The organism is Pseudomonas sp. LBUM1651 (assembly GCF_059716135.1).
Map to the genome: position 1 here is coordinate 1,152,009 of NZ_CP166805.1, position 15,819 is coordinate 1,167,827.

Annotated in this window: 18 protein-coding genes; 13 read left to right on the forward strand and 5 right to left on the reverse strand. The window is 60.0% G+C overall.

Going from position 1 to position 15,819, the window contains the following annotated elements; genetic code table 11:
• Positions 1 to 42 precede the first annotated feature (42 nt).
• Together ACA066_RS05280 and ACA066_RS05285 are read right to left on the reverse strand one after the other, a co-directional pair.
• Positions 43 to 546 carry a L,D-transpeptidase family protein gene (locus ACA066_RS05280; protein ID WP_497399262.1) on the reverse strand — a complete coding sequence of 168 codons (504 nt, stop codon included), beginning with the start codon at positions 544 to 546 and terminating at the stop codon, positions 43 to 45.
• 52 nt (positions 547 to 598) lie between these two features.
• Positions 599 to 1,150, reverse strand: a complete 552-nt coding sequence (locus ACA066_RS05285; RefSeq protein WP_497698407.1) for an NUDIX hydrolase — start codon at positions 1,148 to 1,150, stop codon at positions 599 to 601.
• A 146-nt stretch (positions 1,151 to 1,296) separates the two neighbouring features.
• On the opposite strand from ACA066_RS05285, the gene ACA066_RS05290 reads away from it, so the two are divergent.
• From ACA066_RS05290 to purT, 5 genes are all read left to right on the forward strand, one after another.
• Positions 1,297 to 1,896, forward strand: a complete 600-nt coding sequence (locus ACA066_RS05290) for a CoA pyrophosphatase (protein WP_214380851.1) — start codon at positions 1,297 to 1,299, stop codon at positions 1,894 to 1,896.
• Between the two features lie 68 nt (positions 1,897 to 1,964).
• The gene (locus ACA066_RS05295) at positions 1,965 to 2,489 is read left to right on the forward strand and encodes a gamma carbonic anhydrase family protein (protein WP_497698408.1); all 525 of its coding nucleotides are present in this window, start codon (positions 1,965 to 1,967) and stop codon (positions 2,487 to 2,489) included.
• A complete protein-coding gene (locus ACA066_RS05300; RefSeq protein WP_497698409.1) occupies positions 2,486 to 2,701 on the forward strand; it encodes a DUF1289 domain-containing protein in 216 nt (71 codons plus the stop codon). Before ACA066_RS05295 ends, ACA066_RS05300 begins: the two co-directional genes overlap by 4 nt.
• A gap of 145 nt (positions 2,702 to 2,846) precedes the next feature.
• Positions 2,847 to 3,314, forward strand: coding sequence for a preQ0 transporter (locus tag ACA066_RS05305; RefSeq protein WP_497698410.1), 468 nt, complete (start codon positions 2,847 to 2,849; stop codon positions 3,312 to 3,314).
• Between the two features lie 259 nt (positions 3,315 to 3,573).
• On the forward strand, positions 3,574 to 4,755 hold the full coding sequence (gene purT, locus ACA066_RS05310; protein ID WP_497698411.1) for a formate-dependent phosphoribosylglycinamide formyltransferase: 1,182 nt from the start codon (positions 3,574 to 3,576) through the stop codon (positions 4,753 to 4,755).
• 114 nt (positions 4,756 to 4,869) lie between these two features.
• On the opposite strand, the gene ACA066_RS05315 is transcribed toward purT, so the two are convergent.
• The 3 genes from ACA066_RS05315 to ACA066_RS05325 all read right to left on the reverse strand — a co-directional run bounded on the left by ACA066_RS05315 (position 4,870) and on the right by ACA066_RS05325 (position 8,575).
• On the reverse strand, positions 4,870 to 6,186 hold the full coding sequence (locus ACA066_RS05315; RefSeq protein WP_497698412.1) for an MFS transporter: 1,317 nt from the start codon (positions 6,184 to 6,186) through the stop codon (positions 4,870 to 4,872).
• A 328-nt stretch (positions 6,187 to 6,514) separates the two neighbouring features.
• Complete coding sequence (locus tag ACA066_RS05320; RefSeq protein WP_497698413.1) at positions 6,515 to 7,750, reverse strand: transporter associated domain-containing protein; 1,236 nt, start codon at positions 7,748 to 7,750, stop codon at positions 6,515 to 6,517.
• Positions 7,751 to 7,762: 12 nt separating this feature from the next.
• Positions 7,763 to 8,575 carry a cytochrome C assembly family protein gene (locus ACA066_RS05325; protein ID WP_497698414.1) on the reverse strand — a complete coding sequence of 271 codons (813 nt, stop codon included), beginning with the start codon at positions 8,573 to 8,575 and terminating at the stop codon, positions 7,763 to 7,765.
• Positions 8,576 to 8,770: 195 nt separating this feature from the next.
• On the opposite strand from ACA066_RS05325, the gene ffh reads away from it, so the two are divergent.
• The 8 genes from ffh (at position 8,771) to ACA066_RS05365 (ending at position 15,816) form a co-directional block, all read left to right on the forward strand.
• Positions 8,771 to 10,147 (forward strand): signal recognition particle protein, encoded by a 1,377-nt coding sequence (gene ffh / locus ACA066_RS05330; RefSeq protein ID WP_084321880.1) that lies wholly within the window; start codon positions 8,771 to 8,773, stop codon positions 10,145 to 10,147.
• Between the two features lie 250 nt (positions 10,148 to 10,397).
• A complete protein-coding gene (rpsP, locus tag ACA066_RS05335) occupies positions 10,398 to 10,649 on the forward strand; it encodes a 30S ribosomal protein S16 (protein ID WP_010463010.1) in 252 nt (83 codons plus the stop codon).
• 5 nt (positions 10,650 to 10,654) lie between these two features.
• Positions 10,655 to 11,191 carry a ribosome maturation factor RimM gene (rimM, locus tag ACA066_RS05340; protein WP_497698415.1) on the forward strand — a complete coding sequence of 179 codons (537 nt, stop codon included), beginning with the start codon at positions 10,655 to 10,657 and terminating at the stop codon, positions 11,189 to 11,191.
• A 2-nt stretch (positions 11,192 to 11,193) separates the two neighbouring features.
• Positions 11,194 to 11,946 (forward strand): tRNA (guanosine(37)-N1)-methyltransferase TrmD, encoded by a 753-nt coding sequence (gene trmD / locus ACA066_RS05345; RefSeq protein ID WP_007897583.1) that lies wholly within the window; start codon positions 11,194 to 11,196, stop codon positions 11,944 to 11,946.
• A 45-nt stretch (positions 11,947 to 11,991) separates the two neighbouring features.
• A complete protein-coding gene (gene rplS, locus ACA066_RS05350; RefSeq protein WP_003175895.1) occupies positions 11,992 to 12,342 on the forward strand; it encodes a 50S ribosomal protein L19 in 351 nt (116 codons plus the stop codon).
• Between the two features lie 99 nt (positions 12,343 to 12,441).
• The gene (gene xerD / locus ACA066_RS05355) at positions 12,442 to 13,338 is read left to right on the forward strand and encodes a site-specific tyrosine recombinase XerD (RefSeq protein ID WP_008025604.1); all 897 of its coding nucleotides are present in this window, start codon (positions 12,442 to 12,444) and stop codon (positions 13,336 to 13,338) included.
• A gap of 307 nt (positions 13,339 to 13,645) precedes the next feature.
• A complete protein-coding gene (dsbC, locus tag ACA066_RS05360) occupies positions 13,646 to 14,377 on the forward strand; it encodes a bifunctional protein-disulfide isomerase/oxidoreductase DsbC (RefSeq protein WP_309676127.1) in 732 nt (243 codons plus the stop codon).
• Positions 14,378 to 14,511: 134 nt separating this feature from the next.
• Positions 14,512 to 15,816, forward strand: coding sequence for a homoserine dehydrogenase (locus ACA066_RS05365; protein WP_027924910.1), 1,305 nt, complete (start codon positions 14,512 to 14,514; stop codon positions 15,814 to 15,816).
• The last annotated feature ends 3 nt before the right edge of the window (positions 15,817 to 15,819 follow it).

A 15,819-nucleotide genomic window follows, 5' to 3' on the forward strand; every position in this document is an offset into this window, starting at 1 on the left:
TACAGGAAGTGCGTAAGCCTTGCAGGAGCTGTCGGGATGGGTTTACGGGCGAATCTCGATCATCGTGCCGTCCGGCACCAGGTTCCAGATTTCACGCATGTCCATATTGCGCATGGCGATGCAGCCGTCGGTCCAGTCCAGGGTGTGGAACAGGTCTTCAGGGGTGTCTTCGGTGTCCGGCGTACCGTGGATCATGATCATGCTGCCAGGCGCGACACCTTCACGGCGGGCGCGAGCGGAGTCGCTGATGTTCGGGTAGGAAATGTGCATCGCCAGATTGAAACGGTCGCTGGTCTTGCGCCAGTCGATCCAGTAGAAGCCTTCCGGCGTGCGTTTGTCGCCCTCCATCAGTTTCGGCCCCTTGGGGCGTTTGCCCAGGGAAATGCGATAGGTCTTGAGCGGCTTGCCGTCGTTGATCAATTGCAATTGGTGGGTGGATTTGAGAACCAGGACTTTTTCGATGACTTTGCCGTCCAGGGTCTCCGCAACGGAAGCCTGTGACAGGGCAACGAACGACAAGCAAAACACGGCAAGCAACCAGCGCATTGAAACGATATCCCTGAAAGGTGTCGCGGCTATTTTATTTATAGAAGTTTTTTTAAGTGATGGCAGGCTGAGCAAGCGGCGGGATCGACTCGGACCGCACGGGGTAGACCTCGGTCCGCCGGTCAGCGAAGAAGCATTCTAAGGTACGGCCCACCGTGCGGAAAGCCAGGTCGGACCACGGGATGTCGGCTTCGTCGAAAAGTGCCACTTCCAGGCTCTCGGGGCCGGCGGAAAAATCCAGGTCCACCAGTTCGGCGCGGAAGAACACATGCACCTGACTGATGTGCGGCACGTCGATCAGCGTATAGATGCTCAGATTGCGCACCCGCGCACAGGCTTCCTCAGCCGTTTCGCGAATGGCCGCCTGCTCGATGGTTTCGCCGTTCTCCATGAAACCGGCGGGCAGGGTCCAGTAACCGAGCCGTGGCTCGATGGCGCGTCGGCACAGCAACACTTTCGAGCCCCAGGTCGCCACGCAGCCGGCGACGATATTGGGGTTCTGGTAGTGAATCGCGTGACAGCTGTCACAGACAAAACGCAGACGCGAATCACCTTCCGGAATGCGTTGGGTCACCGGGTTGCCGCACTGACTGCAAAATTTCATGCTTGGGTTCCTGAATGCTGCGCCTATCTTGGCGTGCGGTGGTGTCTGTCGGCAAGTTGTCGTTTCGCGACACGCGGCAGTGCGGGGGTTGGGCGGTCGATGTGATTGGTGCATGATGCGAGGTAGAGAATAAATCGAGAAGACTCATGCTGGACGAGCTACTGCATCGAGTAAGCAACCACACACCCCGCACACTGGAAACCGACAAGCGTTTCCCTGAGGCTGCGGTACTGGTGCCCATTACTCGCAGTGATGAACCGGAACTGGTCCTGACCCTGCGCGCCAGCGGGCTCTCGACCCATGGCGGTGAAGTCGCCTTCCCTGGCGGACGACGGGATCCCGAAGACCCGGACCTGATTTTCACCGCCCTGCGCGAAGCCGAAGAAGAAATCGGCCTGCCGCCGGGGCTGGTCGAAGTGATCGGGCCGTTGAGCCCGCTGATCTCCCTGCACGGCATCAAGGTCACGCCTTATGTCGGTGTGATTCCGGATTTCGTCGAGTACCGGGCCAACGATGCCGAGATCGCAGCCGTGTTCAGCGTGCCCCTGGAATTCTTCCGCAAGGACCCGCGCGAACATACCCATCGCATCGATTACCAGGGGCGCAGTTGGTACGTGCCGAGTTATCGTTATGGCGAATACAAGATCTGGGGCCTGACGGCGATCATGATCGTCGAGTTGATCAACCTGCTCTATGACGCCAGGATCAGCCTGCACCAGCCTCCCAAGAGTTTTATCAACACCTGAAGCCATCGTTCGTATGGCGTGAGACCTGCTTTTTACCAGTAAGCCTGCCTGGCCTTGAGGACTACACCATGAAATACCGCTTGGGCGACGCCCGTGTCGAGACCCATCCGCAGAGCTGGGTCGCCCCCAACGCCGTGCTGGTGGGCAAGGTCAAACTGGAAGAGGGCGCCAACGTCTGGTTCAACGCGGTGCTGCGTGGCGACAACGAACTGATCCTGATCGGCAAGAACAGTAACGTCCAGGACGGCACCGTGATGCACACCGACATCGGCTACCCGCTGACTGTCGGCACTGGCGTGACCATCGGCCACAACGCCATGCTTCACGGCTGCACCGTCGGTGATTACAGCCTGATCGGCATCAACGCGGTGATCCTCAACGGCGCGAAGATCGGCAAGAACTGCATCATCGGCGCCAACTCGCTGATCGGTGAGGGCAAGGAAATTCCGGACGGTTCGCTGGTCATGGGCTCGCCGGGCAAGGTTGTTCGTGAGCTGACCGAGCCGCAAAAGAAGATGCTGGAGGCCAGCGCTGCGCACTATGTGCATAACTCGCAGCGTTATGCCCGCGATCTGGTCGAGCAGGAAGAATGAGCACGCCAGAACGCCCGGTCCGATCGCCCTGCGTGAATATCTGTGCGCTGGACGACGATGACATTTGCACCGGGTGTCAGCGCACGGTGGATGAGATCACGCGCTGGAGCCGGATGGACAATGAAGAGCGGCGCAAGGTGTTGGGGTTATGTCATGAGCGGGCGAAGTCCAGTGGCCTCGTCTGGATGATCGGTAACAAGTCCGATAGATAGCCCTGTAGGAGCGAGCTTGCTCGCGAAAAACCAGAGGGCGCCGCGTGGCATCCGGTTTTACGCGTCATCGTTCACGACCATCGCGAGCAAGCTCGCTCCTACATGAATTACCCTTTGCCACTCATTACCAGTCTCGCCAATCTCCATGCTCTTCCTGATCGCCTACATCAGCAGCGTCGTACTGATCAACTACGCCTTTTCCACCGCGCCGCACCTGGACATCATCTGGTCCGCCTGGGGCGGTTTGGTGTTCGTTTTGCGCGACATGGTGCAAACCCGCTTCGGCCATGGCGCGATCGCGGCCATGCTGGCGGCGCTGGTGCTGTCGTACGTCACGTCCGATCCTTCCATCGCGCTGGCCAGTGCCACGGCGTTCGCAGTGTCCGAGTGCATCGACTGGCTGGTGTTCAGCGTCACCAAACGTCCGCTGCACGACCGCCTGTGGATAAGTTCGGCCCTGAGTATTCCCCTCGATACCTTCATCTTCTTCGGCATGATCGACGCCTTCACTCCGGCCGTGATCCTCACCGCCATGGGCTCGAAGTTCGCCGGCGTAACGGCCGTGTGGCTAATCATGGCGTGGCGCTTGCGCAAACAGGCTGTCGCCGGCTGAAGCCAAACCCTCAGGTTCATGTAAAATGCCGCGCTTTCTCCCCATGGGAAGCGCGCGAGTAGCGTGTACGGCCAGTTCGTTAGTTCAAGCTCGGATGCAGGAAGCCCATAGCCAAGGCGCTGTGACGAGTCATAGCTCGCTATGGCGAGGAACAGCAACGCAGGATATGGGCTTCCTGCGCCGAAATTGACTAACAGAACTGGCCACACACGCTACTTTCGTTGCATCCCTCGATGATCCGCTCCTTTGAGGACCTGAGATGACCCGTATCGGAACTCCATTGTCGCCAACCGCGACCCGCGTATTGATGTGTGGCTGTGGTGAGTTGGGCAAGGAAGTGGTGATCGAGCTGCAACGCCTGGGAGTTGAAGTGATTGCCGTGGATCGCTACGCCAACGCGCCGGCCATGCAAGTGGCCCATCGCAGCCACGTGATCAACATGCTCGACGGCGCCGCCCTGCGTGCGGTGATCGAAGCCGAGAAGCCGCATTTCATCGTGCCGGAAATCGAAGCCATCGCCACCGCGACCCTGGTCGAACTGGAAGCCGAAGGCTTCACTGTGATCCCGACCGCGCGTGCCGCGCAGCTGACCATGAACCGTGAAGGCATCCGTCGCCTGGCGGCTGAAGAGCTGGACCTGCCGACCTCGCCGTACCACTTCGCCGACACGTTCGAGGATTACAGCAAGGCCGTTCAGGACCTGGGTTTCCCGTGCGTGGTCAAGCCGGTCATGAGTTCGTCGGGCAAAGGCCAGAGCCTGCTGCGCAGCGCCGATGACGTGAAAACCGCGTGGGACTACGCGCAAGAAGGCGGCCGCGCCGGTAAAGGTCGCGTGATCATCGAGGGCTTCATCGACTTCGACTACGAAATCACCCTGCTGACCGTCCGTCACGTCGGCGGTACCACGTTCTGCGCGCCGGTCGGTCACCGTCAGGAGAAGGGCGACTACCAGGAATCCTGGCAGCCACAAGCCATGAGCCCGGTTGCCCTGGCGGAATCCGAGCGTGTGGCCAAAGCGGTCACTGAAGCCTTGGGTGGTCGTGGTCTGTTTGGCGTCGAGCTGTTCATCAAAGGTGATCAGGTGTGGTTCAGCGAAGTCTCGCCGCGTCCGCATGACACCGGTCTGGTGACCCTGATTTCTCAGGACCTGTCGCAATTTGCACTGCATGCGCGGGCCATTCTGGGCCTGCCGATTCCGTTGATCCGTCAGTTCGGGCCTTCGGCTTCGGCAGTGATTCTGGTGGAAGGGCAATCGACCCAGACCGCATTCGCCAATCTGGGTGCTGCGTTGAGCGAGCCGGATACGGCGTTGCGTCTGTTTGGCAAGCCTGAAGTGAATGGTCAGCGCCGGATGGGTGTGGCGCTGGCGCGGGATGAGTCGATCGAGGCTGCCCGGGCTAAAGCGACCCGTTCTTCTCAGGCTGTTGTTGTAGAGCTGTAAACCGAGGCGCGGCAATCGCTAGCAGGCTAGCTCCCACAGGGTTATTGGTTGGTCACAGATTTTGTGTTCACCCAATTTCCATGTGGGAGCCAGCCTGCTGGCGATACTTCTGATTCAGGCAACCCGATTCAAATCGTTATGCCGCGTCTCCTTCAGGCACAGCACCGCAATCAAACTCAGCACCGCCGCCCCCGACACATACCCGCCGACGTAACTCAAACCGCCCATCGCCACCAGCTTCTGCGCGAAGAACGGCGCCGCCGAGGCTCCGACAATTCCGCCCAGGTTGTAGGCCGCTGACGCGCCGGTATAGCGCACGTGTGTCGGAAACAGCTCCGGCAGCAGTGCACCCATCGGTGCGAACGTCACGCCCATCAGAAACAACTCGATGCACAGGAACAGCGCCACGCCCCAGGTCGAACCCTGGGTCAGCAGCGGCTCCATCAGGAACCCGGACAGAATCGCCAGCACGCCACCGATGATCAGCACCGGTTTGCGCCCATAACGGTCACTGGCACAGGCCGACAATGGCGTCGCGGCGGCCATGAACAGCACGGCGAAGCACAGCAGCGCGAGGAAGGTTTCGCGGGTGTAACCGAGCGTCGACACACCATAACTCAGCGAAAACACCGTCGAGATGTAGAAGAGCGCGTAGCACACCACCATCGAACCCGCGCCCAACAGCATCGGTGCCCAATATTGGCTGAAAAGCTCGACCAGCGGGATCTTCACCCGCTCCTGACGCGCCATGGCATTGGCGAACACTGGCGTCTCGTGCAGCTTGAGACGCACGTACAGGCCGACCATCACCAGCGCGGCGCTGAGCAGGAACGGAATCCGCCAGCCCCACGAACGGAACTGTTCGTCGTCCAGCGTCATTGCCAACGTCAGGAACAGGCCATTGGCGGCGAGAAAGCCAATCGAAGGGCCGAGCTGCGGAAACATGCCGAACCAGGCCCGCTTGCCCTTGGGCGCATTCTCCGTCGCCAGCAATGCGGCACCGCCCCATTCGCCGCCCAACCCCAAGCCCTGGCCGAAGCGCAGCACGCAGAGCAGGATCGGCGCCCAGGCCCCGATGCTGTCGTAACCCGGCAGCACGCCGATCAGCGTGGTGCACACGCCCATCAGCAGCAAGGAGGCGACCAGGGTCGATTTGCGCCCGATGCGGTCACCGAAGTGGCCGAACAGCGCCGAGCCCAGCGGCCGAGCGAGGAAGGCGATACCGAAGGTGAGAAACGCCGACAGCATCTGGGCGGTGCCGGAGGTCTGCGGAAAGAACACCGGACCGATCACCAGCGCCGCGGCAGTGGCATACACGTAGAAGTCGTAGAACTCGATGGCGGTGCCGATGAAACTTGCGGTGGCCACTCGGGTGGCGGAGTTCGTCGGTTGCGCGGGGGTGGTTTCGGTATAAGTCGTGCTGGTCGTCATGCGGTTATCCCTGACAGTCATGTGCCCCAGTGGAGCGAATTATTATGGTCGAACACCCAGGGATGTGGGTTTGAAGCGGAGTGCGGGTAGCACGGGGGTGGGGCGGGGCTTGGGTAAGCGGGATCGATTATAGGAAGGTGGCTAACGATCGAACAAGTGGCGGGAGTTGAACGATGGATTTTGTGGCGAGGGGGCTTGCCCCCGTTCGGGCGCGCAGCGGCCGCAAATGGCTGAATGCGTTCTTTCAGGATAATCGTGGCGCCTGATCGGGCCTGCTTCGCAGTCCAACGGGGGCAAGCCCCCTCGCCACAGGGGAATGAGTCAGGCCTTAAATAACAACCGGCACTGAGCTCGTGTGCCAGATCAAAACCCGAGTAACACGATTGTCTTCCGTCTCCAGAATCTCCAGCCGATAACGCCCGATCTTCAGGCACACCGCGCTGTCCGGAATCGTCTCCAGCGCCTCGGTCACCAGCCCGTTAAGGGTTTTCGGGCCATCGCTGGGCAAGTGCCAGCCGAGGCTTTTGTTCAAGTCGCGTATCGACGCCGCACCATCGATCACCAGTCGGCCATCGGCCTGCGGATGGATGTGCGGGTTGTCCAGGCTGTGCTGGCTTTCGAATTCGCCGACGATTTCTTCGAGAATGTCTTCCAGGGTGACGATGCCCAGCACTTCGCCGTACTCGTCGACCACCATGCCCAGGCGCCGCTGCTGCTTGTGGAAATTCAGCAGTTGCAGTTGCAGCGGGGTGCTTTCCGGCACGAAGTACGGATCGTGACACGCGGCCAGCAGCGCTTCGCGAGTCAGGTGGCCATCGGGCAACAGATGGCGGATCTGCCGGGTGTTGAGCACCGCCTCGACCTGATTGATGTCGCTGTGGAAAACCGGCAGGCGCGTGCGGCGATTGGCACGAAGCTGCTCGAGGATTTCTTCGATCGAGTCGTCCAGGTTGATCCCGTCGACATCACTGCGCGGCACCAGAATGTCGTTGACCGTGATGTTGTCCAGCGCGTGGATGCCCGACACGGGATGCGGGCGACAGACAGGCTGTTCAAGGTCGTCGCGCCGATCATTCGGCGTCTCGTCTTCGCTTTGCTGCACCACGTTGGCTTTGCGGGCAAACGGTCGCATCAGCAACTGGCTGATGCCGTTAAGCAGCCAGGCGGCCGGGTAAATGATTTTCAGTGGTGCGCCAAGCAGGGTGTTGCCCAGGGACAGGATCGCGTCAGGGTAGCGGGCGGCGAGGGTGCGCGGCAGGTAGTCGGCGAATACCAGCAGAATCACGCCAGCCCCGAGGCAAGCCGCCCATGGACCATTCTCGGCCCAGGTGAAAATCGCCAGCAAGGTGCTGATGACCACCACTAGCGCGCGGCACAGGGTGTTACAGAAAATCAGGCTGTTGAGCGGAAAACTCAGCTTCGCCACCGGCTTGTCGCTGGAGCGCGAGGCAGTGCGTTGGGCCAGCAAGTACTGCTGCGCCGCCTCGATGGCGGTAAACAGCCCCGACCATAAAATCAGCAGGGCCACTACAGCGAGCATCGGCCCTATGGGCAAGTCGTCCATTAATGCCGCCCGTCAGATGTGCAGGATGTATTCACGGACCAGCTTGCTGCCGAAATACGCGAGCATCAGCAGGCAGAAACCGGCGAGGGTCCAACGAATGGCCTTGTGTCCGCGCCAGCCCAGGCGGTTACGACCCCAGAGCAGCACGCTGAAGACGATCCAGGCCAGGCACGCCAGCAGGGTTTTGTGCACCAGGTGCTGGGCGAACAGGTTGTCGACAAACAGCCAGCCAGAGATCAGTGACAGTGACAACAGCGTCCAGCCGGCCCAGAGGAAACCGAACAGCAGGCTTTCCATGGTTTGCAGCGGCGGGAAGTTCTTGATCAGCCCGGACGGGTGCTTGTGCTTGAGCTGATGATCCTGAACCAGCAGCAGCAAGGCCTGGAACACTGCGATGGTGAACATGCCATACGCGAGGATCGACAGCAGGATGTGCGCAAGGATGCCCGGTTCTTCATCGATGATCTGCACCGTGCCGGCCGGGGCGAACTGCGCCAGCAGCACGGTCGCGGCACCCAGCGGGAACAGCAATATCAGCAGGTTTTCCACCGGAATCCGCGAGCAGGCCAGCAGGGTCAGGGCGATGACCGCGGCGGCGATCAGGCTGGCGGCACTGAAGAAGTCCAGGCCCAGGCCGATGGGCGTCAGCAGATGGGTGAACAGGCTGGCGCTGTGAGCCAGCACGGCCAACACGCCGAGCGTGACCAGCAGGCGCTTGTTCGCCTTGGCGCCGGTGGCCAGGCGAGTGCCCTGATAAATGGTCGCAGCGGCATATAAGCAGGCGGCGGCGAGAGTAGTCAGCAAACTGGGTGACAAGGGGAGCATAAATCCTGTTAGGCAAGCCCGAAAGGCGCTGAGTTTGGCATAGAACCCACGCGGCACGAAAGTGCGAGGTGTCCGCCAGTCGCAGTCTTCGCTATAATCCGCGACCTGCCCACGCCGCAGGCTCGCCGAGCACATGTTGATTCCGGTCTGGGCCGCCATTATCCCGGTCTACACAGGGCCTGAAAGGATCGCGCAATGTTTGAAAACTTAACCGACCGTCTCTCGCAGACGCTGCGCCATGTCACCGGCAAGGCCAAGCTGACCGAGGACAACATCAAAGACACCCTGCGCGAAGTGCGCATGGCGTTGCTCGAAGCCGACGTCGCCTTGCCGGTGGTGAAAGACTTCGTCAATTCGGTCAAGGAACGCGCCGTCGGCACCGAGGTGTCGCGCAGCCTGACGCCAGGCCAGGCCTTCGTGAAGATCGTCCAGGCCGAACTCGAAAGCCTGATGGGCGCGGCCAACGAAGACCTGAACCTGAGCGCCGTTCCGCCCGCCGTCGTGTTGATGGCCGGTTTGCAGGGCGCGGGTAAGACCACCACCGCCGGCAAACTTGCGCGCTTCCTTAAAGAGCGCAAGAAGAAGTCGGTCATGGTCGTGTCCGCGGACGTCTACCGTCCGGCTGCGATCAAGCAGCTGGAAATGCTCGCGGGTGAAGTGGGCGTGACCTTCTTCCCGTCCGACCTGAGCCAGAAGCCGGTCGAGATCGCGCAAGCGGCTATTAAAGAAGCAAAACTGAAATTCATCGACGTGGTCATCGTCGATACCGCCGGTCGCCTGCACATCGACGAAGAGATGATGGGTGAGATCAAGGCCCTGCACGCTGCGATCAACCCGGTCGAAACGCTGTTCGTGGTCGACGCCATGACCGGTCAGGACGCCGCCAACACGGCCAAGGCCTTCGGCGATGCACTGCCGCTGACCGGTGTGATCCTGACCAAGGTCGACGGCGATGCCCGTGGCGGTGCCGCGCTTTCGGTTCGCGCTATCACCGGCAAGCCGATCAAGTTCATCGGTATGGGCGAGAAGAGCGAAGCGCTCGAACCGTTCCACCCGGAGCGTATCGCGTCGCGCATTCTCGGCATGGGCGACGTGCTCAGCCTGATCGAACAGGCAGAAGCGACCCTCGACAAGGACAAGGCCGACAAACTGGCCAAGAAGCTGAAGAAGGGCAAGGGCTTCGACCTCGAAGACTTCCGCGATCAGCTGCAGCAGATGAAGAACATGGGCGGCCTTGGCGGCCTCATGGACAAACTGCCGAACATCGGCGGCGTGAACCTGGCGCAAATGGGCAATGCCCAGGGCGCGGCAGAGAAACAATTCAAGCAGATGGAAGCCATCATCAATTCCATGACTCCGGCCGAGCGCCGCGACCCTGAGATGATCAGCGGTTCGCGCAAGCGCCGGATCGCCATGGGTTCCGGCACCCAGGTGCAGGACATCGGTCGCTTGATCAAGCAGCACAAGCAGATGCAGAAGATGATGAAGAAGTTCTCCGCGAAAGGCGGAATGGCCAAAATGATGCGCGGCATGGGCGGTATGTTGCCCGGCGGCGGCATGCCCAAGATGTAAAGAATCCGCGCAAGGGCTTGCTCTTGCGCAGACCCGCAGGGATGCGGGATCTCCAGCAAACCCGCACTTGGCGGGAGCTGACTGGCCGTTTTCAACGACGGCTCTATAGCAAATCTGGATGGCGGCCGATAGACCGCCGGAAAAAGTCATTTGCAAAAGTCCGGATATTCCTTAGAATATGCGGCCTTTCGGGCACCTATGCCCGCTGTGCCTTTAGATTTGCAGCACCGACTACAGGAACGATGTTCACATGCTAACAATCCGTCTTGCCCTTGGCGGCTCCAAAAAGCGCCCGTTTTACCACTTGACCGTAACCGACAGCCGCAACCCGCGCGACGGTTCGCACAAGGAACAGGTTGGTTTCTTCAACCCTGTTGCTCGTGGTCAAGAAGTCCGTCTGTCCGTGAACCAAGAGCGCGTAGCCTACTGGCTGAGCGTTGGTGCACAACCTTCTGAGCGCGTTGCTCAGTTGTTGAAGGATGCATCTAAGGCTGCGGCCTGAGCAATATGAGCGCGACGCCTGCCATTGCTGATGATTTGATCGTTATCGGCAAAATTTATTCTGTTCATGGCGTTCGCGGCGAAGTGAAGGTGTATTCCTTTACTGATCCAATCAAGAACCTGCTGGACTACAAAACCTGGACGCTCAAGCGTGACGGCAATGTAAAGCAGGTAGAGCTGGTCAGCGGACGCGGGAATGACAAGTTCCTGGTCGCAAAGCTCAAGGACCTCGATGATCGCGAAGAAGCTCGTCTTCTGGCCGGTTATGAGATCTGCGTGCCGCGCAACCTGTTCCCTGAACTGACCGACGGCGAGTACTACTGGTACCAGCTGGAAGGTCTCAAGGTTATCGACACCCTCGGGCAACTGTTCGGGAAGATCGATCACCTGCTGGAGACTGGCTCGAACGATGTCATGGTGGTCAAGCCTTGCGCTGGCAGTCTGGATGATCGCGAACGCCTGTTGCCCTATACGGAGCAATGCGTGTTGGCCGTCGACCTTGCGGCAGGCGAGATGAAGGTGGATTGGGACGCGGACTTCTAAACGTGGCTAATTTGCGCGTAGAAGTGATCAGTTTGTTTCCCGAGATGTTCTCCGCCATCAGCGAGTACGGCATCACCAGTCGGGCGGTGAAACAGGGGCTCTTGCAGCTCACCTGTTGGAATCCGCGAGACTACACGACGGATCGACATCACACTGTGGATGATCGCCCATTTGGCGGTGGTCCGGGCATGGTGATGAAGATCAAGCCCCTGGAAGATGCTCTGGTTCAGGCCAAGGCAGCAGCCGGGGAGGCGGCGAAGGTGATTTACCTGTCCCCCCAAGGCCGTCAACTGACTCAGTCGGCGGTACGCGAGTTGGCGAATCTGGATGCATTGATCCTGATTGCCGGCCGCTATGAAGGCATTGACGAGCGTTTTATTGATGCTCATGTCGATGAAGAGTGGTCGATTGGCGACTATGTACTGTCTGGCGGCGAGCTGCCGGCGATGGTCCTGATCGATGCGGTTACACGACTGCTGCCTGGAGCTTTAGGGCATGCGGACTCCGCCGAGGAAGATTCCTTTACGGATGGTTTGCTGGATTGCCCGCACTACACCCGACCGGAGGTGTATGCGGATCAGCGTGTTCCCGACGTATTGCTAAGTGGCAATCACGCGCACATCCGGCGTTGGCGTTTACAGCAGTCCCTTGGTAGGACCTTTGAACGACGCGCCGATCTTCTGGAAAGCCGCTCGCTTTCTGGAGAAGAGAAGAAGCTGCTCGAGGAATACATCCGCGAGCGGGACGATAGTTAACAACGTATCGATGGTAGATCCGACGATTTACCTTAGGAGCACAGCATGACTAACAAAATCATCCTTGCACTCGAAGCAGAGCAGATGACCAAAGAGATCCCTACCTTTGCCCCGGGCGACACCATTGTCGTTCAGGTGAAAGTGAAGGAAGGCGACCGTTCGCGTCTGCAAGCGTTCGAAGGTGTTGTTATCGCCAAGCGTAACCGCGGCGTAAACAGTGCATTCACCGTTCGCAAAATCTCCAACGGTGTTGGCGTAGAGCGTACTTTCCAGACCTACAGCCCGCAAATCGACAGCATGGCCGTTAAACGTCGCGGTGACGTACGTAAAGCCAAGCTGTACTACCTGCGTGACCTGTCCGGTAAAGCAGCTCGCATCAAGGAAAAACTGGCTTAAGTCCAGCTTCCAATGCAGAAAAAAGCAGCCTACGGGCTGCTTTTTTGTTGCCTGCGTTTTATCTTCCGTGGCCGTACTGTCGGTCTTGCCTGAGTCCTTATGCCCGCCATTGATCATCCTTTGATAGACCAGTTTCTCGACGCGCTGTGGCTGGAGAAAGGTCTTTCCGATAACACCCGCGATGCCTATCGCAGCGACCTGGCCCTGTTCAACGGCTGGCTGCAGGAGAAGGGGCTGGAGTTGATCAACGCCGGCCGCGAATTGATCCTCGATCACTTGGCCTGGCGCCTGGAGCAGAACTACAAACCCCGTTCCACGGCGAGATTTCTCTCGGGTGTGCGCGGCTTTTACCGCTATCTGCTGCGGGAAAAGTTGATCGCGGTCGATCCGACCTTGCGTGTCGATATGCCCCAACTGGGTAGGCCGTTGCCCAAATCTCTGTCGGAAGCAGACGTAGAAGCGCTGTTGAAGGCTCCGGACTTGAGCGAGGCGATCGGCCAGCGAGACCGCGCCATGCTTGAAGTGCTTTACGCCTGCGGTCTGCGGGTGACGGAGCTGATCAGCCTGACGCTGGAGCAGGTCAACTTGCGCCAGGGCGTGCTGCGAGTGATGGGCAAGGGCAGCAAGGAGCGGCTGGTGCCGATGGGCGAGGAGGCGATTGTCTGGGTCGAGCGCTACATGCGCGACGCCCGTGGCGAGTTGCTCGGTGGGCGTCCGAGCGATGTACTGTTTCCCAGCCAGCGCGGCGAGCAGATGACGCGTCAGACTTTCTGGCATCGGATCAAGCATCAGGCCAAAGTCGCCGGGATCGGTAAATCGCTGTCACCGCATACCTTGCGCCATGCCTTCGCTACGCACCTGCTCAACCACGGCGCCGATTTGCGGGTGGTGCAAATGCTGCTCGGCCACAGCGATCTGTCGACCACGCAGATCTACACGCACGTCGCCCGCGCCCGCTTGCAAGACCTGCACGCCAAACATCACCCGCGCGGCTGATCACCAGCCCTTATCGGTACTGCGCGATCCCTGTAGGAGCGAAGCTTGCTCGCGAAGGACGTCAACGATAACGCGTGCTGTCTGGATGAACGTGTTGTCCAGACGTCCTTCGCGAGCAAGCTTCGCTCCTACAGGGATCGCGGCGTTCCGTAAACCGTCTCACTGGGCGGGCGTTGTCTTGTCACCCGCATTCGGCCCCGCTGGCCTTATGTGGTAGGCTTTGCCGGTTTGCACGATGGGCGGTTATGACCCGGTGTTTCGGCACGGGCGTTCTGATCGTCCCATTTGTCCGCCTTCAGGAGTTCTCATGCGTCTGACCCAGATTTTCGCCGCCGCAGCCATTGCGTTGGTCAGCACCTTTGCCGTCGCCGATGACGCGGCCGACAAAGCCATTCGTAAAAGCCTGGAAAACCTCCAGCTCGAAGTGCCGGTAGAAACCATCACCGCCAGTCCGCTGCCTGGCCTGTACGAAGTCAAACTCAAGGGCAGCCGCGTGCTCTACGCCAGCGCCGACGGCCAGTACGTGGTTCAGGGCTACATGTTCCAGCTCAAGGACGGCAAGCCGGTCAACCTGACCGAGAAGACCGAGCGCCTGGGCATTTCCAAGCTGGTCAACGAGATTCCGGTCGCGGAGACCGTGGTTTACCCGGCCATCGGCGAAACCAAATCGCACATCACCGTGTTCACCGACACCACCTGCCCGTACTGCCACAAACTGCACGCCGAAGTGCCTGAGCTGAACAAGCGCGGCATCGAAGTGCGTTACGTCGCGTTTCCGCGCCAGGGCCTGGGCTCGCCGGGTGACGAACAGCTGCAAGCGGTCTGGTGCTCGAAAGACAAGAAAGCCGCCATGGACAAAATGGTCGACGGCAAGGAAATCAAGGCCGCCAAGTGCGATAACCCGGTTTCCAAGCAGTTCGCCCTCGGTCAGTCGATCGGCGTGAACGGTACACCGGCCATCGTTTTGGCCGACGGTCAGGTCATTCCGGGCTACCAGCCTGCGCCACAAGTCGCCAAACTGGCGCTGGGCGCGAAGTAAATTCGCATCGTCACGGCCAGCCTTTGACGATCATGGTCCGGTGGCAACGTTTGCGGGGCCATTAATAGAGAGCCGCGAGCACGCGGTTGTTTTCACGGCCGGCCTTGAGTCGGCCGTTTCATGGGGAGTTCACAGTGAAACCGGTCAAAGTAGGCATCTGTGGGTTAGGGACCGTCGGTGGCGGTACCTTCAACGTACTTCAGCGCAACGCCGAGGAAATTGCTCGTCGTGCCGGGCGTGGAATCGAAGTGGCACAAATTGCCATGCGCACGCCAAAGCCTCAGTTCCAAACGACCGGTATTGCGATTACCAACGATGTCTTCGAAGTGGCCACGAACCCTGAGATCGACATCGTTATAGAGCTGATGGGCGGCTACACCGTTGCCCGCGAGCTGGTACTCAAGGCCATCGAGAATGGCAAGCATGTGGTCACCGCGAACAAGGCGCTTATCGCCGTTCACGGTAATGAAATTTTCGCCAAGGCTCGCGAGAAAGGCGTGATCGTGGCATTCGAAGCAGCTGTGGCCGGTGGCATTCCGGTGATCAAGGCGATCCGTGAAGGCCTGTCGGCCAACCGTATCAACTGGGTCGCCGGCATCATCAACGGCACCGGCAACTTCATCCTCACCGAGATGCGCGAGAAGGGTCGCACCTTCGAAGACGTACTCGCCGAGGCGCAAGCCCTGGGTTACGCTGAAGCCGATCCGACCTTCGACGTTGAAGGCATCGACGCGGCCCACAAGCTGACGATCCTGGCCTCCATCGCGTTCGGCATCCCGCTGCAATTCGACAAGGCTTACACCGAAGGCATCACCAAGCTGACCACGGCTGACGTGAATTACGCTGAAGCGCTGGGCTATCGCATCAAGCACCTGGGCGTCGCTCGCAGCACTGCGGCTGGCATCGAGTTGCGCGTGCACCCGACGCTGATCCCGGCCGATCGCCTGATCGCCAACGTCAACGGCGTGATGAACGCAGTGATGGTCAACGGTGACGCTGCCGGTTCGACCCTGTTCTACGGCGCCGGCGCCGGCATGGAGCCGACCGCTTCGTCGGTGATCGCCGACCTGGTGGACGTGGTTCGCGCCATGACCTCCGACCCGGAAAACCGTGTGCCGCATCTGGCCTTCCAGCCGGATTCGCTGTCGGCGCATCCGATCCTGCCGATCGAAGCCTGCGAAAGCGCCTACTACCTGCGCATTCAGGCCAAGGACCATCCGGGCGTGCTGGCTCAGGTCGCGAGCATCCTGTCGGAGCGCGGCATCAACATCGAATCGATCATGCAGAAAGAAGTCGAAGAGCATGACGGTCTGGTGCCGATGATCCTGCTGACTCACCGTGTGCTGGAACAGCACATGAACGACGCGATCGCCGCCCTCGAAGCACTGACGGGTGTAGTGGGTCCGGTTGTACGGATCCGCGTCGAACATTTGAATTAAATT